This is a genomic window from Streptomyces sp. NPDC056738 (assembly GCF_042790435.1).
Taxonomy (GTDB): domain Bacteria; phylum Actinomycetota; class Actinomycetes; order Streptomycetales; family Streptomycetaceae; genus Streptomyces.
In genome coordinates, this window is record NZ_JBHTZF010000004.1 from 183,676 (window position 1) to 210,421 (window position 26,746).

Annotated in this window: 27 protein-coding genes and 1 riboswitch; of the genes, 14 read left to right on the top strand and 13 right to left on the bottom strand. The window is 69.8% G+C overall.

Annotated features, from left to right (window positions below; translation table 11 throughout):
- Nucleotides 1-8 precede the first annotated feature (8 nt).
- Complete coding sequence (locus tag ACFRIC_RS11910; protein WP_382783163.1) at nt 9-1,517, bottom strand: cytochrome ubiquinol oxidase subunit I; 1,509 nt, start codon at nt 1,515-1,517, stop codon at nt 9-11.
- Between the two features lie 294 nt (nt 1,518-1,811).
- Entirely contained in the window at nt 1,812-2,891 is a 1,080-nt protein-coding gene (gene hisC / locus ACFRIC_RS11915) for a histidinol-phosphate transaminase (protein ID WP_382783166.1), read from the bottom strand.
- Between the two features lie 476 nt (nt 2,892-3,367).
- Between hisC and ACFRIC_RS11920 the strand changes: the two genes are divergently transcribed.
- From ACFRIC_RS11920 to ACFRIC_RS11930, 3 genes are all read left to right on the top strand, one after another.
- Nucleotides 3,368-4,480 (top strand): LacI family DNA-binding transcriptional regulator, encoded by a 1,113-nt coding sequence (locus tag ACFRIC_RS11920; protein WP_382783169.1) that lies wholly within the window; start codon nt 3,368-3,370, stop codon nt 4,478-4,480.
- Between the two features lie 202 nt (nt 4,481-4,682).
- The gene (locus ACFRIC_RS11925) at nt 4,683-5,819 is read left to right on the top strand and encodes a metallophosphoesterase (protein WP_382783171.1); all 1,137 of its coding nucleotides are present in this window, start codon (nt 4,683-4,685) and stop codon (nt 5,817-5,819) included.
- 180 nt (nt 5,820-5,999) lie between these two features.
- Nucleotides 6,000-6,866 carry a hypothetical protein gene (locus ACFRIC_RS11930; protein ID WP_382783174.1) on the top strand — a complete coding sequence of 289 codons (867 nt, stop codon included), beginning with the start codon at nt 6,000-6,002 and terminating at the stop codon, nt 6,864-6,866.
- 205 nt (nt 6,867-7,071) lie between these two features.
- On the opposite strand, the gene ACFRIC_RS11935 is transcribed toward ACFRIC_RS11930, so the two are convergent.
- Both ACFRIC_RS11935 and ACFRIC_RS11940 read right to left on the bottom strand, forming a co-directional pair.
- On the bottom strand, nt 7,072-8,622 hold the full coding sequence (locus ACFRIC_RS11935; RefSeq protein ID WP_382783177.1) for a VWA domain-containing protein: 1,551 nt from the start codon (nt 8,620-8,622) through the stop codon (nt 7,072-7,074).
- A complete protein-coding gene (locus ACFRIC_RS11940; protein ID WP_382783181.1) occupies nt 8,619-9,581 on the bottom strand; it encodes a LysR family transcriptional regulator in 963 nt (320 codons plus the stop codon). The genes ACFRIC_RS11935 and ACFRIC_RS11940 overlap by 4 nt, the downstream gene beginning before the upstream one ends.
- A gap of 208 nt (nt 9,582-9,789) precedes the next feature.
- On the opposite strand from ACFRIC_RS11940, the gene ACFRIC_RS11945 reads away from it, so the two are divergent.
- Nucleotides 9,790-10,152 carry a DUF1801 domain-containing protein gene (locus ACFRIC_RS11945; RefSeq protein WP_382783185.1) on the top strand — a complete coding sequence of 121 codons (363 nt, stop codon included), beginning with the start codon at nt 9,790-9,792 and terminating at the stop codon, nt 10,150-10,152.
- Complete coding sequence (locus ACFRIC_RS11950) at nt 10,149-10,544, top strand: VOC family protein (protein ID WP_382783189.1); 396 nt, start codon at nt 10,149-10,151, stop codon at nt 10,542-10,544. The genes ACFRIC_RS11945 and ACFRIC_RS11950 overlap by 4 nt, the downstream gene beginning before the upstream one ends.
- A 57-nt stretch (nt 10,545-10,601) precedes the next feature.
- Here the strand turns inward: ACFRIC_RS11950 and thiC are convergent, their stop codons facing one another.
- Entirely contained in the window at nt 10,602-12,422 is a 1,821-nt protein-coding gene (gene thiC, locus ACFRIC_RS11955) for a phosphomethylpyrimidine synthase ThiC (RefSeq protein WP_382783192.1), read from the bottom strand.
- Nucleotides 12,415-12,571, bottom strand: a riboswitch (TPP riboswitch). Its footprint overlaps the gene before it by 8 nt.
- A 71-nt stretch (nt 12,572-12,642) precedes the next feature.
- Between thiC and ACFRIC_RS11960 the strand changes: the two genes are divergently transcribed.
- On the top strand, nt 12,643-14,154 hold the full coding sequence (locus tag ACFRIC_RS11960; RefSeq protein WP_382783195.1) for a YibE/F family protein: 1,512 nt from the start codon (nt 12,643-12,645) through the stop codon (nt 14,152-14,154).
- A gap of 83 nt (nt 14,155-14,237) precedes the next feature.
- On the opposite strand, the gene ACFRIC_RS11965 is transcribed toward ACFRIC_RS11960, so the two are convergent.
- From ACFRIC_RS11965 to ACFRIC_RS11980, 4 genes are all read right to left on the bottom strand, one after another.
- Nucleotides 14,238-14,675, bottom strand: a complete 438-nt coding sequence (locus ACFRIC_RS11965; protein WP_361682900.1) for an SsgA family sporulation/cell division regulator — start codon at nt 14,673-14,675, stop codon at nt 14,238-14,240.
- 101 nt (nt 14,676-14,776) lie between these two features.
- Complete coding sequence (locus tag ACFRIC_RS11970; protein ID WP_382783198.1) at nt 14,777-15,514, bottom strand: IclR family transcriptional regulator; 738 nt, start codon at nt 15,512-15,514, stop codon at nt 14,777-14,779.
- A 457-nt stretch (nt 15,515-15,971) separates the two neighbouring features.
- On the bottom strand, nt 15,972-16,184 hold the full coding sequence (locus tag ACFRIC_RS11975) for a DUF5326 family protein (protein WP_382783201.1): 213 nt from the start codon (nt 16,182-16,184) through the stop codon (nt 15,972-15,974).
- Between the two features lie 165 nt (nt 16,185-16,349).
- Nucleotides 16,350-16,667 (bottom strand): cupin domain-containing protein, encoded by a 318-nt coding sequence (locus tag ACFRIC_RS11980; protein ID WP_382783204.1) that lies wholly within the window; start codon nt 16,665-16,667, stop codon nt 16,350-16,352.
- An 81-nt stretch (nt 16,668-16,748) separates the two neighbouring features.
- On the opposite strand from ACFRIC_RS11980, the gene ACFRIC_RS11985 reads away from it, so the two are divergent.
- The 5 genes from ACFRIC_RS11985 to ACFRIC_RS12005 all read left to right on the top strand — a co-directional run bounded on the left by ACFRIC_RS11985 (nt 16,749) and on the right by ACFRIC_RS12005 (nt 20,626).
- Nucleotides 16,749-17,126, top strand: a complete 378-nt coding sequence (locus tag ACFRIC_RS11985) for a phage holin family protein (protein ID WP_382783206.1) — start codon at nt 16,749-16,751, stop codon at nt 17,124-17,126.
- An 18-nt stretch (nt 17,127-17,144) separates the two neighbouring features.
- Complete coding sequence (locus tag ACFRIC_RS11990; RefSeq protein ID WP_382783209.1) at nt 17,145-17,636, top strand: low molecular weight protein-tyrosine-phosphatase; 492 nt, start codon at nt 17,145-17,147, stop codon at nt 17,634-17,636.
- The gene (locus ACFRIC_RS11995; RefSeq protein WP_382783211.1) at nt 17,633-18,832 is read left to right on the top strand and encodes a cystathionine gamma-lyase; all 1,200 of its coding nucleotides are present in this window, start codon (nt 17,633-17,635) and stop codon (nt 18,830-18,832) included. The genes ACFRIC_RS11990 and ACFRIC_RS11995 overlap by 4 nt, the downstream gene beginning before the upstream one ends.
- Before the next feature lie 215 nt (nt 18,833-19,047).
- Entirely contained in the window at nt 19,048-19,953 is a 906-nt protein-coding gene (locus ACFRIC_RS12000; protein ID WP_382783214.1) for a LysR family transcriptional regulator, read from the top strand.
- A 190-nt stretch (nt 19,954-20,143) separates the two neighbouring features.
- On the top strand, nt 20,144-20,626 hold the full coding sequence (locus tag ACFRIC_RS12005; RefSeq protein ID WP_382783217.1) for an NUDIX domain-containing protein: 483 nt from the start codon (nt 20,144-20,146) through the stop codon (nt 20,624-20,626).
- A gap of 37 nt (nt 20,627-20,663) precedes the next feature.
- Here the strand turns inward: ACFRIC_RS12005 and ACFRIC_RS12010 are convergent, their stop codons facing one another.
- On the bottom strand, nt 20,664-21,296 hold the full coding sequence (locus ACFRIC_RS12010; protein ID WP_382783220.1) for an HAD family hydrolase: 633 nt from the start codon (nt 21,294-21,296) through the stop codon (nt 20,664-20,666).
- A gap of 157 nt (nt 21,297-21,453) precedes the next feature.
- On the opposite strand from ACFRIC_RS12010, the gene ACFRIC_RS12015 reads away from it, so the two are divergent.
- Complete coding sequence (locus tag ACFRIC_RS12015; protein WP_382783222.1) at nt 21,454-22,320, top strand: GNAT family N-acetyltransferase; 867 nt, start codon at nt 21,454-21,456, stop codon at nt 22,318-22,320.
- Between the two features lie 138 nt (nt 22,321-22,458).
- Here ACFRIC_RS12015 and ACFRIC_RS12020 read toward each other — a convergent pair whose 3' ends face one another.
- Both ACFRIC_RS12020 and ACFRIC_RS12025 read right to left on the bottom strand, forming a co-directional pair.
- A complete protein-coding gene (locus ACFRIC_RS12020) occupies nt 22,459-22,881 on the bottom strand; it encodes a heme-binding protein (RefSeq protein WP_382783224.1) in 423 nt (140 codons plus the stop codon).
- A 101-nt stretch (nt 22,882-22,982) separates the two neighbouring features.
- On the bottom strand, nt 22,983-24,191 hold the full coding sequence (locus ACFRIC_RS12025) for an MFS transporter (protein WP_382783226.1): 1,209 nt from the start codon (nt 24,189-24,191) through the stop codon (nt 22,983-22,985).
- A 140-nt stretch (nt 24,192-24,331) separates the two neighbouring features.
- On the opposite strand from ACFRIC_RS12025, the gene ACFRIC_RS12030 reads away from it, so the two are divergent.
- Both ACFRIC_RS12030 and ACFRIC_RS12035 read left to right on the top strand, forming a co-directional pair.
- A complete protein-coding gene (locus ACFRIC_RS12030) occupies nt 24,332-24,820 on the top strand; it encodes a MarR family winged helix-turn-helix transcriptional regulator (protein WP_382783229.1) in 489 nt (162 codons plus the stop codon).
- 9 nt (nt 24,821-24,829) lie between these two features.
- Nucleotides 24,830-25,282, top strand: a complete 453-nt coding sequence (locus ACFRIC_RS12035; RefSeq protein WP_382783232.1) for a GNAT family N-acetyltransferase — start codon at nt 24,830-24,832, stop codon at nt 25,280-25,282.
- Between the two features lie 70 nt (nt 25,283-25,352).
- On the opposite strand, the gene ACFRIC_RS12040 is transcribed toward ACFRIC_RS12035, so the two are convergent.
- Nucleotides 25,353-26,738 carry a serine hydrolase domain-containing protein gene (locus tag ACFRIC_RS12040; protein WP_382783235.1) on the bottom strand — a complete coding sequence of 462 codons (1,386 nt, stop codon included), beginning with the start codon at nt 26,736-26,738 and terminating at the stop codon, nt 25,353-25,355.
- Nucleotides 26,739-26,746: the final 8 nt, after the last annotated feature.

A 26,746-nucleotide genomic window follows, 5' to 3' on the forward strand; every position in this document is an offset into this window, starting at 1 on the left:
CCCCGAGCCTAGTAGGAGAAGGCCATCGGCTTGTCGGCGTCCCTGGAGTCGCCGCCGATCCTGGTGGGCGGGTTGAGGTCGGACTCGGTGAGCTCGGGCGGTCCTGCCTTGACATACTTCGCGAGCAGCTTGACCTCGATGACGGCGAGGATCGCGTAGATCAGCGAGTAGACGACCAGGGAGGTGATGACCTCGCCCTGCGAGACGGTGGGGGAGACCCCGTACCGCGTCTGCAGAACGCCGTACACGACCCACGGCTGACGGCCCATCTCGGTGAAGATCCAGCCCCAGGAGTTGGCGATCAGCGGGAAGGCCAGGGTCCAGATGGCGATGCGCCAGCCCCACTTGGTGAGCTTCGGGCCCAGCGCCTTGTTCTTGAACAGGACCAGATGCGGTGCCTCGTCCTCGCCGACCCTCAGGTGCTGCGGCAGCATGAACTTCTTGCGGGTCAGCCAGAGTCCGATGATGCCGATCACGAAGGAGGCCATGCCGAAGCCGATCATCCAGCGGAACGCCCAGAAGGTGACCGGGATGATGGGGCGGTAGTCGCCGGGACCGTACTTCTCCTGCTCGGCCTTGTTCGTGTCGTTGATGCCGGGGACGTAGGAGTTGAAGTCGTCGTCGGCGAGGAACGACAGTATCCCGGGGATCGACAGCTCGACGGTGTTGTGGCCCTTGCTGACATCTCCGTAGGCGAAGATCGAGAAGGGCGCTGAGTCCTGGCCGTCCCAGAGCGCCTCGGCGGCGGCCATCTTCATCGGCTGCTGCTTGAACATGATCTTGCCGAGGGTGTCGCCGCTGATCGCCGTGAGGAGACCGGCGATGACGACGGTGACCAGGCCGAGGCGCAGCGAGGTCTTCATGACGGCGACGTGCCGCTTGCGGGCCAGGTGGATGGCGGCGATGCCCACCATGAAGGCGCCACCGGTCAGGAAGGCGGCGGTCAGGGTGTGGAACACCTGGGCGAGCGCGGTGTTCTGCGTCAGCACGTGCCAGAAGTCGGTGAGTTCCGCGCGCCCCTTCGCCTTGTTGATGCGGTAGCCGACCGGGTGCTGCATCCACGAGTTGGCCGCGAGGATGAAGTACGCGGACAGCATGGTGCCGATGGAGACCATCCACATGCAGGCGAGGTGGAGCTTCTTCGGCAGCTTGTCCCAGCCGAAGATCCACAGCCCGATGAAGGTGGACTCGAAGAAGAAGGCGAGCAGGGCCTCGAAGGCGAGCGGAGCGCCGAAGATGTCACCGACGAAGCGCGAGTAGGCGGACCAGTTCATGCCGAACTGGAACTCCTGGACGATGCCGGTGACGACACCCATCGCGATGTTGATCAGGAACAGCTTGCCCCAGAACTTGGTGGCGCTCAGGTACTTCGGCTTCTCCGTGCGTACCCAGGCGGTCTGCAGGCCTGCGACGAGTGCCGCGAGCGAGATCGTCAGGGGCACGAAGAAGAAGTGGTAGACGGTGATGATTCCGAACTGCCATCGCGCCATGGTCTCTGGCGCCAAAGCCAATTCCACGTCGTCAGTCTCCTTACGTCGCCGTTGTCACAGCGGCAGTGTGCCCGCTTTATCCCGGACAACATGGGAGCAACAGGACACGCTTGTGAACGCGTTCACATTCACAAGCAATTATGACGCATGCCCGTTCGACGGAGGAGGGGTGGGGGGTCCTTAAGCCGGGGCCGAACGGCCCCAACGCCAAGGGGCCCGTACGCGATCAACGCGTACGGGCCCCTGCGCACTCGGCGACGGCCGCCTTCCCGGGCGACGGACGAGCCCGTCCGGGAAGGAGGGCGGTTGTCGATCGGGCGACTACAGCTCCTTGTGGAAGCTCTCGGTCGCCTTCAGGAAGATGTCGTTCGCCTCGGTCTCACCGATCGTGATGCGGACGCCCTCGCCCGCGAAGGGACGCACGACGACCCCGGCCTGCTCGCAGTGGGCGGCGAAGTCGAGGGTGCGCTCCCCCAGCCGCAGCCACACGAAGTTGGCCTGCGTCTCGGGCACCGTCCAGCCCTGACCGCGCAGAGCGCCGACCACCCGGGTGCGCTCGGAGACCAGCGAGCCGACCCGGCCGATCAGCTCGTCCTCGGCCCGCAGGCTCGCCACCGCGGCGTCCTGGGCGAGCTGGCTCACACCGAACGGCACCGCCGTCTTGCGCAGCGCGGCCGCCACCGGCTCGTGAGCGATCGCGAAACCGACCCGGAGTCCGGCCAGTCCGTACGCCTTGGAGAACGTGCGCAGCACACAGACGTTGGGCCGGTCACGGTAGATCTCCACACCGTCCGGCACCTCGACGTCACGGATGAACTCGCGATACGCCTCGTCCAGGACGACCAGCACATCGCTCGGCACCCGGTCCAGGAACCGCTCCAGCTCGGCCCGGCGGACCACCGTGCCGGTCGGGTTGTTCGGGTTGCAGACAAAAATCAGCCGCGTCCGGTCGGTGATGGCGTCGGCCATCGCATCCAGGTCGTGCACCTCGCCCGGGGTCAGCGGCACCCGCACCGAGGTCGCCCCGCTGATCTGCGTGATGATCGGGTACGCCTCGAAGGAGCGCCAGGCGTAGATGACCTCGTCACCAGGGCCGCTCGTGGACTGCAGGAGCTGCTGCGCCACACCGACCGAGCCAGTGCCCGTCGCCAGGTGCGAGACGGGCACGCCGAAACGGTCCGCCAGCTCGTTCATCAGACCCGTGCACGCCATGTCCGGGTAGCGGTTGAACGAACCGGCCGCCGCGGTCAGGCTCTCCACCACACCCGGAAGCGGCGGATACGGGTTCTCGTTGGAGGACAGCTTGTACGCCACGGCGCCACCGGCGGCGGCCGGCTTCCCGGGCTTGTAGGTGGGGATACCCGCCAGCTCGGCACGCAGCTTGGGGTTCGTGTCGCTCACCGCAGTCCTCCTCGTGACCACCAGCGGCTCATGACCACCACCGGCTACCAATGCTTCTCACCTTATGAGGATTCCGCTCCCCTGCGAATGGCCTGTGGACAACCCGACACCGCCACGTGCCCGCCGGGTGATCGTCCGCGGACGCCGGCGACACCGGCCCGGGCCGTCGCGGACGCCCGCCGGGAGGTCTTCCTCGTACGAAGTCGTACGAAAAGGGGGCGCGTCGACTGCTACCACATGCGCCGGTGGCTCGCGCCGTGGCGCGCATCCCTCGTACAGGTGAGTTGAGACCTCTTCGAAACATGGCCCGCTTGGCAGGCTCGCACGCGCCGACAAGTCACGTATCGGGATGGGATTGTTCAACTACCTTCGCTTCGCAGGGAGTTAGCGCATTTCGATCATGCAGAAACGTGCCTGTCAACGCGTGCATATGCGTCCGCACTACCCCACCGCATGAGCCCTACTATCGGCTCGCCATGACAGCAGCAGGGAAGCACCAGGTGAGCCGGGCGGAGACCTCCCGCCGAGGCGGTCGGCCGGGCCGGGCGGGCATCAGAGACGTGGCCGCGGCAGCAGGGGTCTCCATCACAACCGTGTCCGACGCCCTCAACGGCAAGGGACGGCTCCCGGACGCCACCCGACGCCATGTCCGCGAAGTCGCCGACCGGCTGGGGTATCGCCCCTCGGCCGCGGCCCGAACCCTCCGTACCGGCAAGTCGGGCCTGATCGGCCTGACCGTCACCACGTACGGGGATGAACCTTTCACCTTCACCGAGTTCGCGTACTTCGCCGAGATGGCCAGAGCCGCCACCTCGGCCGCGCTCGCCCGGGGATACGCCCTGGTCATCCTCCCGGCGACGTCCCGCCACGACGTGTGGTCGAACGTCGCCCTGGACGGAACCGTGGTCATCGACCCGTCCGACCAGGATCCGGTCGTCAGCGAGCTGGTCCGCCAGGGGCTGCCCGTCGTCTCCGACGGCCGGCCCGTGGGATCGCTCCCTGTCACCGCCTGGGTGGACAACGACCACGAGGCCGCCGTCCTCGGCATCCTCGACCACCTGGCCGACGCCGGCGCCCGCCGCATCGGCCTCCTCACCGGCACCACCACGGACACGTACACCCGCCTCTCCACCACCGCGTACCTTCGCTGGTGCGAGCGCGTGGGCCAGGATCCGGTGTACGAGGCGTATCCGGCGCACGATCCGTGCGCCGGAGCGGTGGCCGCCGACCGGCTCCTCGCCCGGCCCGACCGGCCGGACGCCGTCTACGGCCTCTTCGACCCGAACGGCACCGACCTGCTGGCGGCCGCCCGCCGCTACGGTCTGCGCGTACCCGACGACCTGCTTCTGGTGTGCTGCAGCGAGTCGAACGTCTACGCCAGCACCGAGCCGCCCGTCACGACGCTGTCCCTCAAACCGCGCAGAATCGGCACGGCGGTCGTCCAGTTGCTGATCGACGCCATCGAAGGGGTCGAATCGGACCAACCGGTCGAGCAGGTGATACCCACGGAGCTGATCGTGCGGACCTCGTCGCAGCGGCGGTCGCCCCGGACGACCGTCAGTCCGCCCCGATCACCCGAGCAGGGCTGAGGAACGATCCGAATTGGGCGGGGCGAGCCCCGCCCAATTCGGGCGAAAACCGCGGTGAACTGGGCTCCTGTTCCGATTCACCACCCCTGGGTCATCACATGGCGCGATCCGCATTCCTATGATGGGCGGACGACACCGCGGGCCGCTGCGACCAGGCAGTCCGAACCGGTGCAGATGCGGCGCGATGGTGGTGGAGGGGTCGATGACTCAGGGGGCCGGTCAGGGACCCGAGGTGGTGCGGACGGCGACGTTGCGCGACTTCCGGGTGCCCGGGTACGTCCACGAGACCGGTCCGTATGCGCAGAACACGCCTCACGGCGAGAGCGCCGGACCCATGACTGCGCGGTACGCGGCGGGAGAGTCCGCCCCGTACGCGTCGGGGGAGGCTCCGGCGGAGTTCCCGGGAGAGTTCTCCGAGGGGTACACGCCCACGCAGCGCGATCTGCCGGTCATCAACCGCGGCGACACCCAGCAGGTCGCCGTCGATCCCTCCGGCGCACCCGCCCCGGCACCCGGCGCCGGACCCGGCCCGCTGTACGTGGTCGGGGACGTGCACGGCTACCTCGACCAGCTTCTCGCCGCGCTCCAGGCCAAGGGCCTCGTCGACGCAGCCGGAAACTGGTCGGCCGGCACCTCGCGCCTGTGGTTCCTCGGCGACTTCACCGACCGCGGCCCGGACGGCATCGGCGTGATCGACCTCGTGATGCGGCTGTCCGCCGAGGCCGCCGCCGCCGGCGGCTACTGCAAGGCGCTCATGGGCAACCACGAGCTGCTGCTCCTCGGCGCCAAGCGGTTCGGCGACACCCCGGTCAGCTCCGGCGCCGGCACCGCCACCTTCCAGGCCGCCTGGCTCCTCAACGGCGGCCAGAAGACCGACATGGACCGACTCCAGGACCACCACCTGCAGTGGATGGCCCGCCTCGACGCCATGGAACTGGTCGACGGACACCTCCTGGTGCACTCCGACACCACCGCCTACCTCGACTACGGCGACTCCATCGAAGCGGTCAACGACACCGTCCGCGAAACCCTCACCCGCAACGACGCCGAGGACTGCTGGGACCTGTTCCGCAAGTTCACCCGGCGCTTCGCCTTCCGCGACGAGGGCGCCGAGGCGGTCCGCGAACTGCTCGGGGCGTACGGCGGCAACCGCGTCGTCCACGGCCACAGCCCCATCCCCTACCTCCTGGGCGAGGTGGGCCCGGAGGACGGCGAGGCCGGAGCGGGTCCCGTCATCGAAGGACCGCACGTCTACGCCGACGGTCTGGCCATCGCGATGGACGGCGGAGTGACCATGGCCGGAAAGCTGCTGGTCCAACAACTTCCGCTGGACATCTGAGCGTTCACCGGACCGGCGTCCGGCCGACGGACCACTCCGGACAGGGGCCAATTTCTGGAAACCCCCTGTCACGGCGTGCCGTCGCCGCTCTACCATCGGCTTATCCGTAGCAGGCTCCCCTCCGTTTCTGCCCGACGGCTCGTCAGCGTGCGAGCCACCAGCCCTACGGAGCATCGGGGGATGCAGATGAACAGCGTTCCGCAGCACCTGCTGAGCGAGGACCGCCAGGAATACGAGCGGATCCTCGATGAGGCGCTGCGCTCCGCCCCACACCGCCCGGAACTTGCCGCTGTCGGCCAGCGGCTCAACCTCGAACAACTGCGCACCATGGCCCTCAACGCCACGGCCCTCATCACCACGGCCGCGTCGGACGAGTACGCCCACTATGTGAAGGTCCGCAGCGAACTGCGCCGGCCGGTGCGGTCCGCCCCGGTCGTGAGCGAGGAAGCCGGTTCCACGGAGCCGGGCACGACCGCGATGGGCCTCGCCGCCACCGTGGGGGAGGTCACCGAGACCGCCGGCGCCGGAGCGGTCGCCGTCGTCGCGGTGCTCGCCCCCGTCCTCGCCGGGACGGCCGCGGCCATATTCCTGCTCGTGGGCTATGTCCTGAGGATGCTCGATCCCGAGCCGGCCATCGCCAGGACCCTTCTGACCACCGGATGGGTCTTCGGCGCGGTCACGGCGGCCGCCATTCTGGTCGCCGCCGCCGGACTGCTGCTGACCGCCCTGCGCAACAGCTCGTCCTCCCTCCAGGCGGGAGCGGGTGACGAGCTGACCGGACAGGTCGCCCGGGCCAAGGAGGCCTGGCACGACGCGCTGCTGGAGCGCGGCATCATGCCGTTCCTCCGGGAAGCCCTCGCGGACCCGGGCTCGGCGGCACTGGGCCGCCCCGCACCGGCTGCCCCGAGCCGCATACCGCACCTCGGGTACGGCCGGCCGGGGTTCAGCAGCCCCGACGGCGGACCCGCGGCGGGCCCGCGCCCGAGCTTCTCCAGCCCGGACTTCACCAGCCCGGACTTCGGAGGGCCTGAACACCAGCCCGAGTGACCCGGCTGGCCGACGGCCGGGTTCGAGGCGGGAGGGCCCGCGCATCTGCGCGGGCCCGTACACCCATGCCGGTACGGCCGTTGCCGGTTCGGCCCTTGCCGGTACGGCCGTTTCCGGCCGCCGGGTGCGGGCGGGGCCCTCACACGGCTGGCCCGGGGCGTGCCGACGGCGTCCCGCGGTCCTCCCGCGCCGTCCTCGGGCCGTCTCAGACGATGCCCAGCCGACGCGCCTCCTTCATCCACGACGGGAACTCGGACAGCAACCGGTCGTAGAGCTCCGGATCCGGTACGTGGCTGATGTCGTCGACCGCGAAGAAGCCCACGTTGTCGACGCGCCGCCCCGGCAGGGTGTCGAAGCGCTCCAGAACGCCGTAGTTGGAGCGCCCCAGCCCGACGAACTGCCAGAAGACGGGCTCGTCCACCGCCTCCCGCAGCTCCGTCTCGATCTCCTTGTTGCGGTAGACACCGCCGTCGGAGAAGAAGAGCACCAGCGTGGGATCGGCGGCCGGATTCGCCCGGACGAACGCCCGGACCTCGGCGATCACCTTCTGCTCCTCGTTCTGGATGCCCACCGCCCGCATGTCCACCTGGCCCGGCAGCAGGCCCTTCTTCGGCTTCTTCCGCCGGAACAGGGTCAGTTCACCGACCCGGACATGGTGCTCGAGCCACTCCGGCAGATCGCCCAGGGCGAGGTCGGGCAGCCGGGCGGGGTTCGACGCGAAGGTCCAGGCCTGCATCTCCCCGTCGTCGTCCAACTGGGCCGCCACCGCGGCCATCCGCTCCACGACATCGGCCACGACGCCCTTGGAGTACAGGAACGACATGGAACCGGAAGCGTCCAGGACCAGGATGACGCGGGCCCTGATCCCCACGGCCCCGTGCTTGCGCAGACTGACCGCCACCTGCTCCTTGCGCAGGGAGAGCCGCTTGCGCATGTCCACGGGCAGCCGCTCCTCTCCCTTGACGAGACGAGGAGCCGAGCCGGGAGCAGCGGCCGAGCCGGGAGCCGGGGGTGCCTGGGGCACGGGGGGTGCCGACGGGACCGGAGCGGTCGGGGGCGCGGGGGCCGGCGGGAACGCGGGGGCCGACGGAGGCGGCGGGGGGACGGGAGTGCTCGGGGGCGCCGGGACCGGCGGCAGGGTCGTCGCCGACGGGATGCTCGATGCCGGTGAGGCCGTTCCGGGGGCCGCGCTCCTCGGGTCCGCGCTCCCGGGAGCACCCGGCTCCTCGTCCACGCTGATCCCGAAGTCCGTGGCCAGGCCCGCGAGTCCGGAGGCGTACCCCTGGCCCACCGCGCGGAACTTCCACCGGCCGCCCCGCAGATACAGCTCGCCTCCGATGAAGGCCGTCTCCGTCGTCGCCTCCATGTCGAAGAACGCCAGCTCCTGCCCGGACCCGGCGTCGAGCAGCCTCAGCCTCAGACCCGACAGCTCGCCGAAGGTGCCCCCGTCGGCCGAGGCCCCCAGGACCACCCGCTCGATCTCCGGCTCCAGGGCACGCAGATCCACCTCGACGGTGTCCGTCGTCCCGTCGCCCTCCCGCCGCTTGCCCGAGTGGCGCACGGCGCCGGAGGCATGCCGGGGCTGGTTGTAGAAGACGAAGTCACCGTCGTCGCGCACCTTCCCGTCCGCGCGCAGCAGCAGGGCCGAGGCATCGGCGTCCGGCGCGCCGGGACCTCCGGACCAGCCGAGTACGACCCGCACCGCCTGCGCGGCAACGGGAAGGTTGGCACCCTTGCTCATCGATGTCGGTGTCATGCGCCCAGTCTCCCTGGAGAAGCCGTCGGTGGATCCGACCGATACGCCCGCGCGTGGGAGAAGCCGGCCGCGGGGGAGGAACCGGCCGCGTCCGAGGCGGCCCGGACGAACTCACGCAGGCGTTCGGTGGTGTTGCTCTCCCTCCACACGAGTCCCCGCTCGATCGGCCGGGCGTCGTGAAGGGGTACGTAGGCGATGTCGGGCCGGGGGTAGTACTGCCGCGAGTGCTCCCCGACCGGGAGGACGCCCCGGCCCATCGCGACCAGGGTCAGCATCTCGGAGAACGATCCGCCGACCGGGCCCTTCGGCACGGGTCTGCCCGAAGGAGTGTGGTCCGGTGTGCGGTCCCGCTTGAACCCCGCCGAGGTCACCGCGGGGTACTGCACCACGGGGTGGTCCGCGAGCACCTCCAGGGACAGCCGCTCCTCACCGGCCAGCGGATGACCGGCCGCGACCGCCAGGACCCGTTCCTCCCGCAGCAGGGCGGGCCCGCAGGCCATCCCGTCGAAGGGGAACGAGGCGAGCAGCACGTCGATCGAACCGTCCACGAGACTCGCACGGGAGTTGGAGAGCTGGACCTCCCGCACGTCGACCCGGCAGTCCGGGTGACGCTCACCGAACAGGGCGACCGCTCTGAGAAGCGCGGGCGCCGTCCACTCACCGAGGAAGGCGACCCGCAGCTCTCCGGTGATCCCCCGGCTCGCGTCGGCCGCCCTTCGCACAGCGGCGTCGATCCCGGCGACCAGGGGCGCCAGGTCGTCCGCGAGCTGCCGGCCGATCGGGGTGAGCCGGACGGAACGGCTGGTGCGTTCGAACAGCAGGCCGCCGACCCTGCGCTCCAGCGTCTTGACCACCTGGCTGACCCGCCCGGTCGTGATCAGCAGCCGCTCGGCCGTCCGGCCGAAGTGCAGTTCCTCGGCCAGCGTCAGAAAGGTCTCGATCTCCAGCCGTTCCAGCATGAACCCCCCAGCGTTAAATCTGGCTCAACGGTCGTACAGCGATCATGCCTTGATGGCGTCCGTCCCACGGCGGATCGTAGAAGGCGTCCACCCGGCGGCGGGAGGGAGCCGATCAATCCCCCGGCAGGCGGCACGCACGGCGCCTCCGCACCCGGCTCCGCCCACCGCGTCCACCACACCCATCACACCCTTTCCGAACGGGGACCCCATGACGTCCGCGGACATCACCGCCTATCTGAACGGGCTCGACGGCCCACTGCGCGACATCGGCGAGAGGGCCGGGCGCCTCATCGACTCGGTCCTCCCCGACGGCTCCGGGGCACTGTGGCACGGCCATCCCACCTGGAGCCTCGGGGACAAGCCGGGCCGGACACCGGTCTGCCTGCTCAAGGCCCACACGTCCTACGTCACCTTCGGCCTGTGGCGCGGCCAGGACCTGACCGACCCCTCGGGCCGGCTGGTCGCCGGAGCCCGCCGGATGGCCTCGGTGAAGCTCGGCCGTGCCGACGAGATCGACCCCGACCTGTTCAGCGCGTGGCTTCGCCACGCCGTCGCCCTGGAGACGACATGACCACCCTGCGCGTGAAGGCCTTCGACCACCTCGTCCTCAAGGTCGAGGACATCGAACGGTCCCTGGACTTCTACACCGGACTTCTCGGCCTGGAACCCGTACGCGTCGCCGAATGGCGTCTCGGACAGGCCCCGTTCCCGTCGGTGAGGATCACCGCGGAGACCATCATCGACCTGATCGCCCATGCCCCCGAGGGGTCCAACGTCGACCACATCTGTCTCACCGTGGAACCGCTGGACTGGGACCAGGTCCTCGCGTCGGGATCCTTCACCGTGCTCGAAGGGCCCGTGGAACGCTTCGGCGCACGCGGCACCGCGACCTCGGTCTACGTCCGCGACCCGGACGGCAACACCGTCGAACTGCGCTGGTACCCGCAGGACGTCACGCCGTGACCGGGCCGGGGACCGCGGTCCGGGTGTGCTCCCCGGACCGCGCCCCCGTGGGGTGACTCAGTCGGCCAGCGGCAGGTACACGCGGTTGCCGGCCTCCGCGAACTCCCGGGACTTCTGGAGCATGCCCTCGGAGATCTCCGCGGCGGAGGCACCGCCGGCCGCGTCGGCGCCGAACCGCTCGTTGATGTCCTGGCTGATCTTCATCGAGCAGAACTTCGGCCCGCACATGGAGCAGAAGTGGGCCGTCTTGGCGGGCTCGGCCGGCAGGGTCTGGTCGTGGAACTCCCGCGCCGTGTCCGGGTCGAGAGCCAGGTTGAACTGGTCCTCCCACCGGAACTCGAAGCGGGCGTCGGAGAGCGCGTCATCCCATTCCTGCGCACCTGGGTGCCCCTTGGCGAGGTCGGCTGCGTGGGCGGCGATCTTGTAGGTGATGACGCCGGTCTTGACGTCGTCACGATCGGGCAGGCCCAAGTGCTCCTTGGGCGTGACATAGCAGAGCATGGCCGTGCCCCACCAGGCGATCATCGCGGCACCGATGCCGGAAGTGATGTGGTCGTACGCCGGCGCGACGTCCGTCGTCAGCGGGCCGAGGGTATAGAACGGAGCTTCATCACAGATCTCCTGCTGAAGGTCGATGTTCTCCTTGATCTTGTGCATCGGGACATGTCCCGGGCCTTCGATCATCGTCTGAACCTGAAAACGCTTCGCGACCGCGTTGAGTTCCCCGAGCGTCCTCAACTCGGCGAACTGCGCCGCGTCGTTGGCGTCCGCGATGGAACCCGGCCGCAGCCCGTCGCCGAGCGAGTAGGTGACGTCGTACGCGGCGAGGATCCCGCAGAGCTCCTCGAAGTTCTCGTACAGGAACGACTCCTTGTGGTGCGCGAGGCACCAGGCGGCCATGATCGAGCCGCCGCGCGAGACGATGCCGGTCTTGCGGTTCGCGGTGAGCGGTACGTACGCCAGGCGCACGCCCGCGTGGACCGTCATGTAGTCCACGCCCTGCTCGGCCTGTTCGACGACGGTGTCCTTGTAGATCTCCCAGGTCAGCTCCTCGGCCCGGCCGTCGACCTTCTCCAGCGCCTGATAGAGCGGCACGGTGCCGATGGGGACGGGGGAGTTGCGCAGCACCCATTCACGGGTGGTGTGGATGTTGCGGCCGGTGGACAGGTCCATGACCGTGTCGGCGCCCCAGCGGGTCGCCCAGGTCATCTTCTCCACCTCCTCCTCGATGGAGGACGTCACCGCGGAGTTGCCGATGTTGGCGTTGACCTTCACCAGGAACCGCTTGCCGATGATCATCGGCTCGATCTCCGGATGGTTCACGTTCACGGGCAGCACCGCGCGGCCCGCGGCGATCTCCTCCCGTACGACCTCGGGGTCGACGTTCTCGCGAAGCGCCACGAACTCCATCTCGGGCGTGATCTCCCCACGTCGCGCGTAGGCGAGCTGGGTGACCGGCCGGCCAGGGCGCCCCCGGCGTGGCTGACGCGGCCGGCCGGGGAAGACCGCGTCGAGGTTGCGCAGCCCTCCGCGCGGGGACGTGTGCTTGATCCCGTCGTCCTCGGGACGGACGGGACGGCCCGCGTACTCCTCGGTGTCTCCGCGGGCGATGATCCAGCTCTCACGCAGCGGCGCCAGTCCCCTGCGCACATCGGTGTCGACGGTCGGATCGGTGTACGGGCCGGACGTGTCGTACAGCGTCACGGACTGCCCGTTGGTGAGGTGCACTTGGCGGACCGGCACCCGCAGATCGGGGCGCGTGCCCCCGACGTACGCCTTGTGCCAGCCGATGGACTGCCTGTCCTGGCCGTCCGGAGACGACGGGGAAACCCCGTCCGTCCGTCCGGAGGCAGGCGTGCGTACATCCTTGTCGGTCATCTGACCTACTCCCTACGCCGGCATTACCCGGTAACAGGTTCAGCGGTCGACGCAGCGGCTTCCGATCGCCGATGTTTCATGTGAAACATCGCGAAGACGGAGGTCAGCGTCCTCTCAGCCCGGTGCTCCGAGCTCCCGCGTGTGCAAAGGTGCCTCCACGCTAGCGTCATATTTGGCGCGGTGAACAGAGGGCCCTTGACGTTCTTGCGATGATCGGGCGGTGACGACGACCCGCCAGCACCCGTTCTCCCCGTCCGAGCCACCGCGCCGTCCCGGCTCCGACGGCGGCCACGGACATGGCTCCGGCACCGGCCCCGAGCACCAGCACGAGCAGGGGCACGGGCATGGGCCGGACGGCGATCATCACGGTTCGGGCGACGGCCACGAGCCGGGTTCCCGCGCCGGGCACGGCCGGCCGGTGGGCGCCGGGCACGGGCATTCCCACAGCCACGGTCCCGCAGCCCCGGTCTCCAAGCATCTGCGCAAGGTCATCGCCGCGGTGCTGATCCCCTTCGCGGCGGCGGTCGTGGCGGGTCTCGTGCTCCTGTGGCCCGGCGGCGCCCCGGCCCACGAGCGCACCGGGGTCGGCTTCGACCGGCAGACCCAGCAGGCGACGGTCACGAAGATCGACCAGGTGGACTGCAAGTCCGTGAACGCCTCCTCGGGGGCCTCGACGGGCGACGCCTCCGCCACCGGGGGCTCCCCGGCTCAGGGCCGGGCCGCGGGGGAATGCAAGAAGGCGACCGTCCGGATCGACACCGGGAAGGACAAGGGCCGCACGTTCACCGAGATCGTCCAGCCGGACCAGTCACGGCAGTTGCACCAGGGCGAGAAGGTCGTCGTCGCGTACGAGCCGTCCGCGCCCAAGGACCTCCAGTACTCCGTCACGGACGCCAACCGGAAGCTGCCGCTGACGCTGCTCGCCATCATCTTCGCGGTGGTCGTCGTGGTGATCGGGAGGATGCGCGGCGTCATGGCGCTGGTCGCGCTGGCCATCAGCTTCGTGATCCTGAACTTCTTCATCCTGCCCGCGATCCTGCAGGGCTCGAACCCGCTGCTCGTGGCCGTCGTCGGATCCAGCGCGATCATGCTGATCGCGCTCTACATGTGCCACGGTCTGTCGGCCCGGACGTCCGTGGCGGTGGTCGGCACCCTGCTCTCCCTGGTGCTCATCGGTTTCCTCGGCTCGTTCTTCATCGACTGGGCCGTGCTGACGGGCAACACCGACGACAGCACCGGTCTGATCCACGGCCTGTACCCGTCCATCGACATGAGCGGCCTGCTGCTGGCCGGCGTCATCATCGGTTCGCTCGGCGTCCTGGACGACGTGACGGTGACGCAGACGTCCGCGGTCTGGGAACTGCACGAGGCGAACCCCACGATGGGCCGGCGCGCTCTGTACCGGGCGGGTATCCGTATCGGCCGCGACCACATCGCGTCGGTCGTCAACACGCTCGTCCTGGCCTACGCGGGCGCCGCGCTGCCGCTGCTGCTGCTCTTCTCGATCGCGCAGAGCAGCGTGGACACCGTCGCCAACAGCGAGCTGGTCGCCGAGGAGATCGTGCGGACGCTCGTCGGGTCGATCGGTCTGGTCGCCGCGGTGCCGGTGACGACCGCGCTGGCCGCCCTGGTGGTCGCCGCGGACCGCGAGGGCGGCGCGTCCGTCCCCGCGCAGCCCGCGGCCGACAGGACCCCGGCGCGGAGCGGCAAGGGGCGCCGCCGCAAGCACTGACCCGTCGCACGGAAGCGCTGAAACCATCCTGCACCGGCGGCCCTTGTGAGGAAGCGTTCCTCCGCTCCGGGCCGACGGGGGTCTCAGCCCGCGCTCTGCTCCTCCGTGAGGATGCGGTCGAGCACCGCGTCGAGGGAGGTGTCGAAACCCTCGAGAGAGCGTTCCTGCCCGAGCGGGACGAGGCGGTCCGTCCGGTCGAGGAACGCGACGAGCGGCGCCGTCCCGGACCGGAACAGCGCGTGATCACCGCCGACCTGAAGCCGGATCAGCACCTCTCCGAGGGCCTCCGGGTCGGCCGGAGCGATGTGCACGTCGCCGTCACCACAGGGCCTGCCCACGCCGTCGATGAGCAGTTCCCGTCCGAACGCCCAGGTCACCGGCGCGTCGCCGGGCAAGTGGAAGGTCAACCGCACGGCATACGGATCACAGGTCTCGTATCGCAGTTCGACAGGAATGCGGAAGGACAGCTCCTCGGACACGAGGAAGCTCATCATGACCTCTGCCTGCACCGACTCGCGCATCGCCTACCCCGTCGTTTGCTGTCGACTGGCCAGCAGTCGTCCCACCTGACCCTGCTGGAAATCTTGCTCAACGTGCATGCCTAATTACAAGGAGTGAGTTTTCAGATACTGATAGAGATGGCGAGTGTTCCTAGCAGGCGGCCCACCTCGCTCTGGAGCTTCCGTGCCGTGGGGATCAGCCGGTCGCCCTGGTGGGACGGGAGGGAGAAGGCCACGGCGGCGGCCGAACTGCCCGCGGTGACGGGGATCGCGGCGCAGACCGTGCCCAGCGCGTACTCCTGCCGCTCGATCACCGGTTCCATCCGGCCCGTGCGCTCCAGCCGGCGCAGCAGACGGTCCTCGTCACGCACCGTGTACGGGGTGAGCGCCCGCACCGGGTAGCGGTCGAGGTGGTCACGCCGGGACTTGTCGTCCAACTGGGCCAGCAGGCACTGGCCGACCGCGTGGGCGTACCCGGTCTCGCGGAAGTCGGCCCACTGCTCGACGGCGGGGTTCGCCGGAGTGTCGGCGACGCACATGACCTCGATCTCACCCTCGCGGTAGACCGCGTAGTACACGGGTGCGCCGATCACGTCGCGCCAGTGCGCGACGGTGTCCCCGACCGTGCTGCGACGTCTCTGCCGGGCTCCGCTGCTGCCGAGCCGCTCGGCGGCCTCGCCGAGGAAGAAGAGGCCCCTGTCGCGCCGCAGATAGCCCTCGTGGACCAGGGTGCGCAGCAGGTGGTAGGCGGTCGGCAGCGCCAGGCCGGCCTCTCGGGCGAGCTGTTTGGCGGGGGCGCCCTGCTCACGGGAGGCGACGGCCTCCAGCAGACGCATCGCGCGCTGGACCGAGCCGATCAACGTGGTGGTGTGGGAGTCCAGGGGCGCTGCTTCCGGCTCCGCCGACGGGGTGCGGGCGCGCCGGGCGGGTTCCCCGGCCTCCGGGGGCCGGGACGCAGCCTGCCGGGCGGGCGGGGTGTGCGAGGGGGGCGGCTCCCCCGGCGAGGCACGCGGCTGGACGGGCGGAACGCGTGCCGCCGCGGGCGTACCCGGTCGCCGGAAGGGTGGAGCGACGGATGGTGCGGGTGCGGTGTCAACCGTGGCCAAGGGGCACTCCGAAGAGCGAGGAGGACCGCCCGTGCGGGGAGTCACGGGAGGGGGCTGTGCGCTGCCCGCGGGGTCGGCCCCGCGTCGAGTTCCGGACTCTAACGGCCCGTCACCGCTCAAACAGGGCCTCAGCGGAAAACTTCCCCCTGCCGAGGGAACCTTGGGTTCCCTTTCCCCTTTCTCCGTTACCTGTCGCTCGCCCCCGCGCGCCTCACCAGTCGCTGCGCGAGGAGGAGCCCGACATGAACTTCCGCACCACGAAGATGAGCCCGCCGACGAGCGCGACGAAGACGAGCAGCTTGAAGAGCAGGCCGATGACGAACCCGACGACGCTCGCTATCAGACCGCCGAACACCACAAGGGCGATGACCGGCACCGCGACCCACTTCACCCACCACGGCATACCGCTGAAGATCTCCTGCATCGCCCTGTCCTTACCTCTCCTCGCCCGTGGCCCCGACTCCGGGACACTGATTCCGGGTTCTCCGGTCGTCTCGCATCCGATGCTAGGCCGCGGGAGGGCCGTACGGTGGCCCCGCATCCCTTGTCCTCCCCTGACCGTTCCCCTAGGGAACCCTGAGAGGCCGCGTCAGCTCTCGGGCGGAGAGAACACCACGAGGACCCGCAGGTCCTCGGTGATGTGGTGGAACTTGTGGGCGACCCCGGCGGGCACGTAGACCACGCTGCCCCGGGCCACCTGAGTGGTCTCCAGGCCGACCGAGACCGAGGCCCGCCCGCTGACGACGAAGTACACCTCGTCCTGGGCGTGCGGCTTCTGCGGATCGAAGGCTCCCGCGTCGAGCGCGTACAGCCCGACCGACATGTTCCGCTCCCGCAGGAACTGCAGGTAGGCACCGTCGTTGGCGGCGCGTTCCGCCTCCAGTTCATCCAGCCGGAATGCCTTCATCGCCCTCGTCCGCTCTTGTGCGTCGCAGGCTGTTTCCACAGCCTCTTCTGGCCAGTCGATCTCTCTGCCACGATCAGACACATGAAGAATTTCGTAGTCAAGACGCTCGCCAACGCGGGGGCCCTGGCCGTCGCCGTCTGGCTGCTCGACAAGATCACCCTGACGGGTGACAGCACGGGCAAGAAGATAGGCACGCTCATCCTCGTCGCACTGGTCTTCGGACTGGTGAACTTCCTGGTCAAGCCGGTCGTGAAGGTCCTGACCTTCCCGCTGTTCATCCTCACCCTCGGCCTGATCACCCTCGTGGTGAACGCCTTGATGCTGCTGCTCACCTCGTGGCTCGCCGACAAACTCGATCTGAGTTTCCACGTGGAGGGCTTCTGGACCGCCGTCCTCGGCGGCCTGATCATCTCCGTCGTCTCCTGGGCGCTCAATGTCGTGCTGCCCGACGGCGACTGACACGACTGAGAGAGTCCGATGACCTACCGCGTCTGCTTCGTCTGCACCGGCAACATCTGCCGCTCGCCGATGGCCGAATCCGTCTTCCGTGCCCACGTGGCGCGAGCCGGACTCGACGAACTCGTCGAGGTCGACAGCGCGGGCACGGACGGCTGGCACGAGGGCGACGGAGCCGACGAGCGCACCGTCGCCGTGCTGGAGGCGAGCGGCTACGAGAGCGACCACGCGGCCCGGCGGTTCCAGGCCTCGTGGTTCTCCCGTCTCGACCTCGTCATCGCCCTCGACACCGGCCACTTCAGGGCCCTGCGCCGCCTCGCGAACAGCGCCGAGGACGCCGCCAAGGTCCGGCTGCTGCGCTCGTACGACCCCGCCGCCGGCGACGACCTGGACGTCCCCGATCCGTACTACGGACAGATGGACGGCTTCGAGGAATGTCTTGAGATGGTGGAGGCGGCGAGCCCTGGGCTGCTCGCCGCGGTACGAGAGCAAGCGGAGGGACGAGCGGCATGACGTCAGGGGATTTCGGCACGGCGGACGACGAGGGCACCGGCCCCGCGGGAGAGCGCGCGCAGACGCGGTCGGCGGTCCCGGGCGACGGCACACGGGCGGTGCGTGCCGGGCTGCCCGAACCCGTCAAGTACGAGCCGACGCTTCCCGGCCCGGTCTTCGCCGCACACTTCCATCTGCCCGGTGAGCCCACCGGCCCCTACACCTACGGCCGCGACGAGAACCCGACCTGGACGCTTCTGGAGCGGGCCATCGGCGAGCTGGAGGCTCCCGGGCAGGAGTCCGCCGAGACGCTCTCCTTCCCCTCCGGCATGGCCGCCATCTCCGCGGTGCTCTTCTCCCATCTGCGCTCGGGCGACGTCGTCGTCCTGCCCGACGACGGCTATCAGGTGCTGCCGCTGGTGCGCGAGCAGCTGACCGCGTTCGGCGTCGAGGTACGCACCGCCCCCACCGCCGGCGACGCCCAGCTCGAGGTGCTGGACGGCGCGAAGCTGCTGTGGATCGAGACACCGTCCAACCCGGGACTCGACGTCTGCGATCTGCGCCGCCTCGTGGCCGCCGCGCACGCCCAGGGCACGCTCGTCGCGGTGGACAACACTCTGGCCACCCCGCTCGGACAGCGCCCGCTGGAACTGGGCGCCGACTTCTCCGTCGCCAGCGGGACCAAGATGCTCACCGGGCACGGCGACATCCTCCTCGGGTACGTCACCGGCGGGAACGCCGAGCTGATGGCTCCCGTACGGCGCTGGCGCAAGGTCGTCGGCGCCATCCCCGGGCCCATGGAGGCCTGGCTCGCCCACAGGTCGCTCGCGACGCTCCAGCTCAGGGGCGACCGGCAGACCGCCACCGCGAAGACGGTCGCCGAAGTCCTGCGGGAGCGCCCCGAGGTCACGGGGCTGCGGTACCCGGGACTGCCCGACGACCCCTCGTACAAGATCGCCTCGCAGCAGATGCGCCGCTTCGGATGCGTGGTGTCCTTCACGCTGCCCTCACGCGAGCACGCGGAGCGCTTCCTCGGCTCGCTGCGCCTGGTGGACGACGCCACCAGCTTCGGCGGGGTGCGGTCCACGGCCGAGCGGCGCGGGCGGTGGGGCGGCGACGCCGTCCCGGAAGGCTTCATCCGCTTCTCCGCCGGAGCCGAGGATCCCGAGGACCTGGTGACGGACATCCTGAGGGCCCTCGACGCCTCCGCGGAGTAGGCCGCCCGTCACCACGGGATCAGTACCGCCACTACGCACAACGGACGGTCCGAGCCTCCCCCCTCGTGGCTCGGACCGTCCCGGTTCCGCGCGCGAAGAACCGCGCGAACAAGGCTAGTTGACTCTGTGTCAGTGTCCAATCACAGTAGCGACAGAGACCTATCGACTTATTTATAGTTGGGGCCCGCGCGGGGTGCTGAAAGGGGAGAGGCACCATGGACCTGGCCTTGCTGCGCACGTTCGTGACCGTGCACCGGGCCGGTTCCTTCACTCGTGCCGCCGCGCTGCTCGGCCTGTCCCAGCCGGCCGTCACCTCACAGATACGCACGCTGGAGCGCCAGCTGGGGCGGCCGCTCTTCCTGCGCCAGGCGCGGGGGGTGACCCCCACGACCATCGGCGACGAACTCGCCCACAAGGCCGCGCCCCATCTCGACGCCCTCGTGGAGATCACCGAGACCGGTCTCGACGAGGACTCGTCCCTTCGCACGCTGCATCTCGCCGGACCACCCGAGTTCACCGCGGAACGGGCCTTGCCCGCTCTCATGGAACTGACCGGCGACGACGGCCAGGGCTTCGCGCTGCGCGCCTCCTTCGGCAACGCGGAGGAGACGATGGAGGGGCTCGCCGCCGGACATCATGATCTGGCCATGACGACGGCCCAGCCACGGGGTGCGCTTCTCACCGCGACTCCGCTCTGCGACGAGGAGCACGTCCTGGTCGCCGCTCCGCGCTGGGCCGCCGAGATCGGCCCGGGCAAGCTCCGCCGCAAGGGCGCCCACGCTCTGGAGGACTTCCCGATCGTCGAGGTCCACGAGACGCTGCCGCTCGTGGCCCGCTACTGGGCCTCGGTCTTCGACTGCCGCCCCGCGGCCTCCGGGACGGTGATCGTCCCGGATCTCCGGGCGGTCCTCGCCTGCGCCTCCGCGGGCGCGGGCCTGGCCGTCCTGCCCAAGTACCTGTGCTCCGAGGCCATCGAACGCGGAGACGTCGTGGCGCTCCTCGACCCCGCGGTGCCCCCGCTGCGTACGTACTTCCTGGTCGTGCGGACCGGAACGCTGGCCATGCCGCACATCGCGCGAGCGCACCAATGGCTGCTGAGGGCGGCCGTCGACTGGAGCTGACGCGGGTCCGGGCGTGAGGTCGTGACCTCCGGGCGTGAAGCCGCACCCCCCGACCCCCGAGACCAGAGCTCCGGGACTCCGGGACTCCGGGACTCCGGGACTCCGGGACTCCGGAGATTCTTCGGGGCTTTCACGCGGAATCGCGGCCCCACGATGTTTCACGTGGAACCAACCGGGCCACATTTCTCCCATGACCGTCCGACCCGTGGTCAAGCGCACCGCACGTGCCGTCCTGCTCGACGGCGACGACCTGATCTTGATCAAGCGCACCAAGCCCGGCATCGATCCCTACTGGCTCACACCGGGCGGCGGGGTCGAGCCGGAGGACACGACTGTCGTCGAGGCCCTGCACCGCGAGGTGCACGAAGAACTCGGCGCCAAGATCGTCGATGTGGTTCCCTGCTTCGTCGACACGGTCGAGCACATCGGCGACGACGGCGGCGCGACCGGTGTGAAGGTCCAGCACTTCTTCGTCTGCCGGCTCGAGTCCATGGATCCGTCCCTGCGGCACGGTCCCGAGGTGGACGAGCCCTGCGGCGAATACGAGATCGTCCGTGTCCCGTTCACCCGGGTCGGGATCGCCTCCGTCCACCTCGTGCCCCTGTCTCTGAGGCACTATCTCGACGGGAACATCGAAGGCGTACGCGCCATGCACGCGCCCGACCTGGGCTGAACCGGAGAGAACCCGGCGCCGTTCCGGCAGCCCCCGGTCACCCGGCGCGGTGTACCAGCCGATAGGCGGCGCCCAGGTCCCGCCCCACGTAGGAATGCGTGGCGAGGCCGCTCAGATGCCGGTCCGCGTTGACCGCGACGGACACCGGCACCACGCCGAAGAGCTCCTTGTCCGAGCCCGAGTCGCCATAGGCGACGCAGTCGGCCCGGCTCACCCCGAACTCCGCACACAGCAGATCCGCGATCCGTACCTTGGCCGCGGCGTTGAGCACACCCGCCGGGTCCAACGGCTCGGCGAACGGCACCGCGGGAAAGCGCGAGCCGTGAGCCGCATGGGCTCCCCACATCAGCAGGCGCTCCACGAAGAAGGAGGGCGACAGCGAGACGACGGCGCAGTAGTCGCCGTTTCGCCGGATCTCCCTCCAGACGTCTTCGATCCCCGACATCCAGGGGGCACCGTCGAAGGCCGCCGTCACATGCGCCTCGGTGAGATCCGTCCACAGAGCATGCACGTGGGCCGCATACTCCGGCGGGCCTATGCGCCCCTCGGAGATGGCCTTCTCGAGCGCGATGGTCTCGGCTTCCAGACCGAGTTGCCGGGAGATCTCCAAGGGCGCGGTGCTTCCGTGGAGCAGCGTTCCGTCGAGGTCGAAGAGGTGAAGTCTCGCCATGTCCGTGGAGGCTACTGGGCCGACCGGACTTCAGGGACCGGGGTTTCACGTGAAACCCGCCGCCGCTCATCGCCGTCGGCGCCGTATGGCCAAAAGCCGGTGGGAGTGCAGGGAAAGCGGTGGACGGCAGGGGCCGATCTCGGACAGCCTGATCTACGTGTCGATTCCTTCCCTCACCGCTCTGCCCATTCGCCGTCTGACACCCCGCGACCTCGTCGCCTGTGCCGACTTGTCCGAGGACCGGGGCTGGCCCCGTGAGGAACACAAGTGGGGTCTGCTGCTCGCCGCGGGAACCGGATACGGCATCGACGACCCCGCCGGCGGTCTCGTCACCGCGTGTGTGGTGACGGAATACGGAGCACGTGAGCGTCCGGAACTGGCCGCGATCGGCATGGTCCTCGTCGCCGGACGGCACGCACGCCAAGGTGTCGGACGCCGTCTGATGCGACACGTGATCGAGGAGACGGGCACGACCCCGCTGACCCTGCACGCCACCGAGAACGGGCGCCCGCTCTACGAGGAGCTGGGATTCAAGGTCACCGGCCGGGCAGAGATGGTCCGTGGTGTCTTCACCTCCGACGACTCCCCTTCCGATGTCTTCACCCGCCCGGCCACGGCGGAGGATCTCGCTTCCGTCCTACGTCTCGACGAAGAGGTTTTCGGCACCGATCGCACCCACATGATCACGCGGCTGCCCGCCTTCGCGGACCAACTGCGCGTGGCGGAGGAGAACGGCCGGATCATCGGCTACGCGGCCGCCTGGCCCAACATGGCCACGCAGGTCGTAGGCCCTCTGATCGCCCGGGACACGGAGACGGCCAAGGCCCTCGTCTCCTCGCTCGCCGCGCACACCGACCGTCCGCTGCGCACTGATATCGACACACGCCACGAGGACCTGCTGAGCTGGCTGAAGGAACGCGGACTGGCCTCCGTCGGCTTCAACGCGGTGATGATGCACCGGATCCCGGGACTGCCCGGCGACTGGACCCGCCGCTTCGCGCCGCTGACCGTGGCCGCCGGCTAGGGATCCGCCGGCCGACGACGGCCCTCCGGACACACGGCTGTGCCGGTCCCCCTGGCACGGGGAAACCGGCACAGCCGATCCGTCGGCCGTCGTCTGTCATCCGTCGTCCGTCGGACGGACGCCTTGGTCCGATGTGCGTCAGACGAGCGAGTCGAGCGCGGCGACGGCGAAGCCGTGGTCCTGCTCGGGCATACCGCCGCCGACGCCGATCGCGCCGATCAGCCGGCCGTCGCGGTGGACCGGTACGCCGCCCGCGATGAAGAGCAGGGGCCGGTCGAGCGCGGTGGGCAGGGTGTGGAAGAGGCCACCGGGCTGCACCGCGTCGACGAGATCGGCGGTGGCCGAGTCGAGCTGGAGCGCCGTGTAGGCCTTGCGCGTGCTGGTCTCTCCGGAGATCAGCACGGCCCGGTCGTCGCGCCGGAAGGCGAGCAGATGGCCGCCCGCGTCGAGGACGGTGACACTGACCCGGACACCCGCGGCTTCGGCGGCGCGTCGGGCGGCGGTCACGAGGACCTCCGCGTCCTCGATGGTCAGGGGGGTGACGGCGGTGGTGGTGCTCATCAGGGCTGTTCTCCTTGTGGGGGTGTTCTGTTTCGGTCGGGGACGTGCCGGATCGATGCGCCGTGGGAACGGCCCTGGTCCCGCAGCGGGCCCGATTCCGGTCAGTGGTGGACGGCGGTCCGCGGTTCGGCGGGAACGCCTCCGGCGATCACGACGCCGCGCCGGGACGTACGGCGCTCCAGAGCGGCCGAGACGACGGCCAGGACGAGGGCGCCGGCGGCGAGAACCGCGCCGACCCAGTTGGGGGCGGTGTAACCGAGGCCCGCGGCGATGACGACACCACCGAGCCAGGCCGAGAGGGCGTTGCCGAGGTTGAAGGCGCCGATGTTCACGGCCGAGGCCAGGGTGGGGGCGCCGTGCGCCTGGTCGAGAACGCGCTTCTGCAGGGGCGGCACGGTCGCGAAGCCCAGGGCTCCGATGAGGGTGATCGTGACGGCCGCCAGGATCTTGTTGTGCGCGGTGAGGGTGAAGAGGGCGAGCACGACGGCGAGGCCGCCCAGCGACGTGTACAGCATCGGCATCAGCGCGCGGTCGGCGAACCTGCCGCCGATCAGGTTCCCGGCGACCATGCCGAGGCCGAAGAGGACCAGCAGCCAGGTGACCGATCCGTCGGCGAAGCCGGCGACGTGGGTCATCATCGGCGCGATGTAGGTGACGGCCGCGAAGACTCCGCCGAAACCGAGCACGGTCATCGCCATCGCGAGCAGGACCTGGACGTTCTTGAAGGCCGCCAGCTCGTGGCGCAGCCGCACACCCTCGGGCTTCGGCATCTCGGGGACCAGCCGGGCGATGCCCAGGAGTCCGACGACACCGAGCGCTGCGACTCCGGCGAAGGTGACGCGCCAGCCGGCGGACTGCCCGATCAGCGTTCCCAGGGGGACGCCGACGACATTGGCGATCGTGAGCCCGCTGAACATCATCGCGATGGCGCCGGCCTTCTTCTCGGGCGCGACCAGTTCGGCGGCGGCCACGGACCCGATGCCGAAGAAGGCACCGTGTGCGAGAGAGGCGACCACCCGGCCCGCGAACATCAGCCAGAAGGCCGGAGCCGCCGCGGAGATCAGATTGCCGAGGACGAACAGCCCCATCAGCACCATGAGCATCCGCTTGCGGGACACCTTCGTGCCGAGCGCGGTCATGATCGGCGCACCGATGACGACCCCCAGGGCATAGCCGGTGACCAGCAGTCCGGCCGTGGGGATGGAGACCCCGAAGTCTCCGGCGACCTCGGGCAGAACGCCCATGATCACGAACTCGGTCGTCCCGATTCCGAAGGCCCCGATCGCGAGGGCCAGAAGCGCGAGAGGCATGGTGAGTACGCCTTCCAGAAGATTGCATGGGCTCTTTGCCTGCGTTCACAATAGTTGCAGACGCGGGCTATATGCAACCGCGGGCTATTGCGCCTGTGCTCTATCCTGGGTTTCAGCCGCTCCGGGACGGAGGAAACGCCATGACAGCCACGGACCCCGCGCTCACCGCCCTCGCCCAGGGATGGTGCGCACTCTCCCTGCTGCACGGGAGGATCGAGGCCCACATCGAGCGGGCCCTGCAGGCCAAGCACGGGCTCAGCGCGCGCGAGTACTCCCTGCTCGACGTCCTCAGCCGTCAGCACGACGGCGACGGCGGTCATCTCCAGATGAAGCAGGTCGCGGACGCGGTCGTGCTCAGCCAGAGCGCCACCACACGTCTGGTCACCCGCCTCGAGGACCGTGGGCTGCTCGCCCGCTATCTGTGCCCGACCGACCGGCGCGGCATCTACACGAACGTCAGCGACGCGGGGCTGGAGCTTCTCGCCGAGGCGCGGCCCACCAATGACGCCGCCCTGCGCGAGGCACTCGACGACGCGGCCCGGAACCCCGACCTGGCTCCCCTGGTCCGGGTCGTGGAGTCGGCGAGCGCACCCGCCCCTCTCGTGCCTTCCGTGGGCGTGCCCTCATAGGGTGCGCTCATGGCAGATCTTGAGATACGAGCCGCGGTCGCCGACGACGTGCCCGCCATCGTCGCGATGCTGGCCGACGACCCGCTGGGTGCCCGACGTGAATCGCCCGACGACATGGGCCCCTACCTGGCCGCCCTGGACCGCCTGAGCCGCGACCCCAACCAACACCTGGTCGTCGCCGTCCGCGGCGGCCGCGTTGTCGGCACCCTGCAGCTCACCGTGATCCCCGGACTGTCCCGCAGAGGAGCCACACGCTCCATCATCGAGGCCGTACGCATCCAGGCCGACGAGCGCGGCAACGGTCTCGGGACGGAACTCATCGAATGGGCGGTCGAGGAATCCCGGCGCCAGGACTGCCAACTGGTCCAGCTCACCTCCGACGCCTCCCGCACCGGCGCCCACCGCTTCTACGAGCGGCTCGGCTTCGAGGCCTCACACGTCGGTTTCAAGCTCCCGCTCTGAGAGCCGGCGGCCGAACGCAGGCGGGGCGGCCTGTTTCACGTGAAACAGGCCGCCCCGCGTCTGCCGGCGCCTACCCGACTCCCCGCCAGCCTTCGGGGTCCACGCCACCGGGCACCGGAGCGCCCTCGTCGTACGGCTGCCGCGTGAACACGAAGGACCCGAGGTCCAGGTGGCTCACCGTGCCGTCAGGCCGTCGTACGGGCCGCAGAAGCTCGCCCGCGTAGTAGCCGTCGAGCCCCGTCCACGTCCCGTCGCCGTTCACCCGGAAGCGGGCTCCGCGGCCCACACCCGAGAGCGGGCCCAGCACCAGCCCTCCATCGGCCGGCAGCCGCAGTCCGAAGGCCTGAGTCCCCCAGTACCACGGGCCCGCCAACTCCAAGGCGCTCTCGTCCACTTCGCTCAGCGGCTTCCAGGGCTCGGGGATCCGCGGCTCCGCCTCGGCGACGATCCGCACCAGGTCGGCGGCGACGGTGAACACGGGCGGCCCCGAGGTGCAGTTGGAGAGCACCACCGCCGCCACGTCGTCCTCGACGCCGATCACCAGACCGGCGAGGAATCCCGGCAGGGATCCGGAATGCCCGACGAGGGTACGGCCGTCACGGTGCACGATCTGCAGGCCAAGCCCGTACGAGGTCCCCGCCGCCAGTTCCGCCGTCTCGGGCGGAGCGGCGGGCACGTGCATCTCCTGGACGGACTCCGCGCTCAGCACCCGGTCGTCACCCTGCGCGAGAAAGACGGCGAAGCGGGCCAAGTCCCCGGTGGTGGACCACAACTGTCCGGCCGGAGCCATCCGCCCCAGGTCCTCCGCGGGTTCGGGCATCATCGCGTCCGCCCAGGGATGGACCGCCCATCCCCCCGCATGCGGCGCCTGGGGGTGAGCGCTCGTACGGTGCAGGCCGAGCGGTTCGAGAATCTCGCGGCGCAGCACCTCTTCCCAGGGTGCGCCGCGCACCTCCTCGACCAGCGCCCCGAGCAGCGTGTAACCGGGATTGGAGTAGTGGTGCCGGCGCCCGACCGGATGACGGAAGGGCTGTTCGCCCAGCACGTCGGCCAGTTCGGGACGCAGTGAGCCCGGAGTCCGCTCCCACCACGGAGACGGCGACTCGGCGGCCAGTCCTCCGGTGTGGGCGAGCAGTTGGGAGATGGTGACCTCTCCCGAGCCGGTGCCCGGCAGGTGCTTCTCCAGGGGGTCACCGAGGTCCAGGAGACCCTCGTCGCGCAGCCGGAGCACCAGAACGGCGGTGAACGTCTTGGTGATGGAGCCGATGCGGTACTGCACGTTCTCGTCCGGGCCGTGACCGGCCACCGACGTGCGTGCTCCGGTCCACACCGCCTTCCCACCCCGCACCACCGAGGCGACGAGGGACGGCGTCCGCCCCTCGCGCTGGGCGACGGCGATGCGGTGCAGCAGGGCCCGGCGCGTACCGGGGAGGAGATCGTCGTGGGATGTCGTCATGACACCAG

What these genes read in the sequence shown, in the direction of transcription:
- ACFRIC_RS12020 (WP_382783224.1), bottom strand. Translation starts at nt 22,881, where the DNA reads ATGAGCACCACCACCGCCGTCACCCCCCTGACCATCGAGGACGCGGAG.
- ACFRIC_RS11995 (WP_382783211.1), top strand. Translation starts at nt 17,633, where the DNA reads ATGACGTCAGGGGATTTCGGCACGGCGGACGACGAGGGCACCGGCCCC.
- ACFRIC_RS11990 (WP_382783209.1), top strand. Translation starts at nt 17,145, where the DNA reads ATGACCTACCGCGTCTGCTTCGTCTGCACCGGCAACATCTGCCGCTCG.
- ACFRIC_RS11920 (WP_382783169.1), top strand. Translation starts at nt 3,368, where the DNA reads ATGACAGCAGCAGGGAAGCACCAGGTGAGCCGGGCGGAGACCTCCCGC.
- ACFRIC_RS11950 (WP_382783189.1), top strand. Translation starts at nt 10,149, where the DNA reads ATGACCACCCTGCGCGTGAAGGCCTTCGACCACCTCGTCCTCAAGGTC.
- ACFRIC_RS11965 (WP_361682900.1), bottom strand. Translation starts at nt 14,675, where the DNA reads ATGCGCGAGTCGGTGCAGGCAGAGGTCATGATGAGCTTCCTCGTGTCC.
- ACFRIC_RS11945 (WP_382783185.1), top strand. Translation starts at nt 9,790, where the DNA reads ATGACGTCCGCGGACATCACCGCCTATCTGAACGGGCTCGACGGCCCA.
- ACFRIC_RS11935 (WP_382783177.1), bottom strand. Translation starts at nt 8,622, where the DNA reads ATGACACCGACATCGATGAGCAAGGGTGCCAACCTTCCCGTTGCCGCG.
- ACFRIC_RS11985 (WP_382783206.1), top strand. Translation starts at nt 16,749, where the DNA reads ATGAAGAATTTCGTAGTCAAGACGCTCGCCAACGCGGGGGCCCTGGCC.
- ACFRIC_RS11930 (WP_382783174.1), top strand. Translation starts at nt 6,000, where the DNA reads ATGCAGATGAACAGCGTTCCGCAGCACCTGCTGAGCGAGGACCGCCAG.
- ACFRIC_RS11925 (WP_382783171.1), top strand. Translation starts at nt 4,683, where the DNA reads ATGACTCAGGGGGCCGGTCAGGGACCCGAGGTGGTGCGGACGGCGACG.
- ACFRIC_RS11940 (WP_382783181.1), bottom strand. Translation starts at nt 9,581, where the DNA reads ATGCTGGAACGGCTGGAGATCGAGACCTTTCTGACGCTGGCCGAGGAA.
- ACFRIC_RS12005 (WP_382783217.1), top strand. Translation starts at nt 20,144, where the DNA reads ATGACCGTCCGACCCGTGGTCAAGCGCACCGCACGTGCCGTCCTGCTC.
- ACFRIC_RS12010 (WP_382783220.1), bottom strand. Translation starts at nt 21,296, where the DNA reads ATGGCGAGACTTCACCTCTTCGACCTCGACGGAACGCTGCTCCACGGA.
- ACFRIC_RS12040 (WP_382783235.1), bottom strand. Translation starts at nt 26,738, where the DNA reads ATGACGACATCCCACGACGATCTCCTCCCCGGTACGCGCCGGGCCCTG.
- ACFRIC_RS11980 (WP_382783204.1), bottom strand. Translation starts at nt 16,667, where the DNA reads ATGAAGGCATTCCGGCTGGATGAACTGGAGGCGGAACGCGCCGCCAAC.
- ACFRIC_RS12035 (WP_382783232.1), top strand. Translation starts at nt 24,830, where the DNA reads ATGGCAGATCTTGAGATACGAGCCGCGGTCGCCGACGACGTGCCCGCC.
- ACFRIC_RS11975 (WP_382783201.1), bottom strand. Translation starts at nt 16,184, where the DNA reads ATGCAGGAGATCTTCAGCGGTATGCCGTGGTGGGTGAAGTGGGTCGCG.
- ACFRIC_RS12030 (WP_382783229.1), top strand. Translation starts at nt 24,332, where the DNA reads ATGACAGCCACGGACCCCGCGCTCACCGCCCTCGCCCAGGGATGGTGC.
- ACFRIC_RS12000 (WP_382783214.1), top strand. Translation starts at nt 19,048, where the DNA reads ATGGACCTGGCCTTGCTGCGCACGTTCGTGACCGTGCACCGGGCCGGT.
- thiC (WP_382783192.1), bottom strand. Translation starts at nt 12,422, where the DNA reads ATGACCGACAAGGATGTACGCACGCCTGCCTCCGGACGGACGGACGGG.
- ACFRIC_RS12025 (WP_382783226.1), bottom strand. Translation starts at nt 24,191, where the DNA reads ATGCCTCTCGCGCTTCTGGCCCTCGCGATCGGGGCCTTCGGAATCGGG.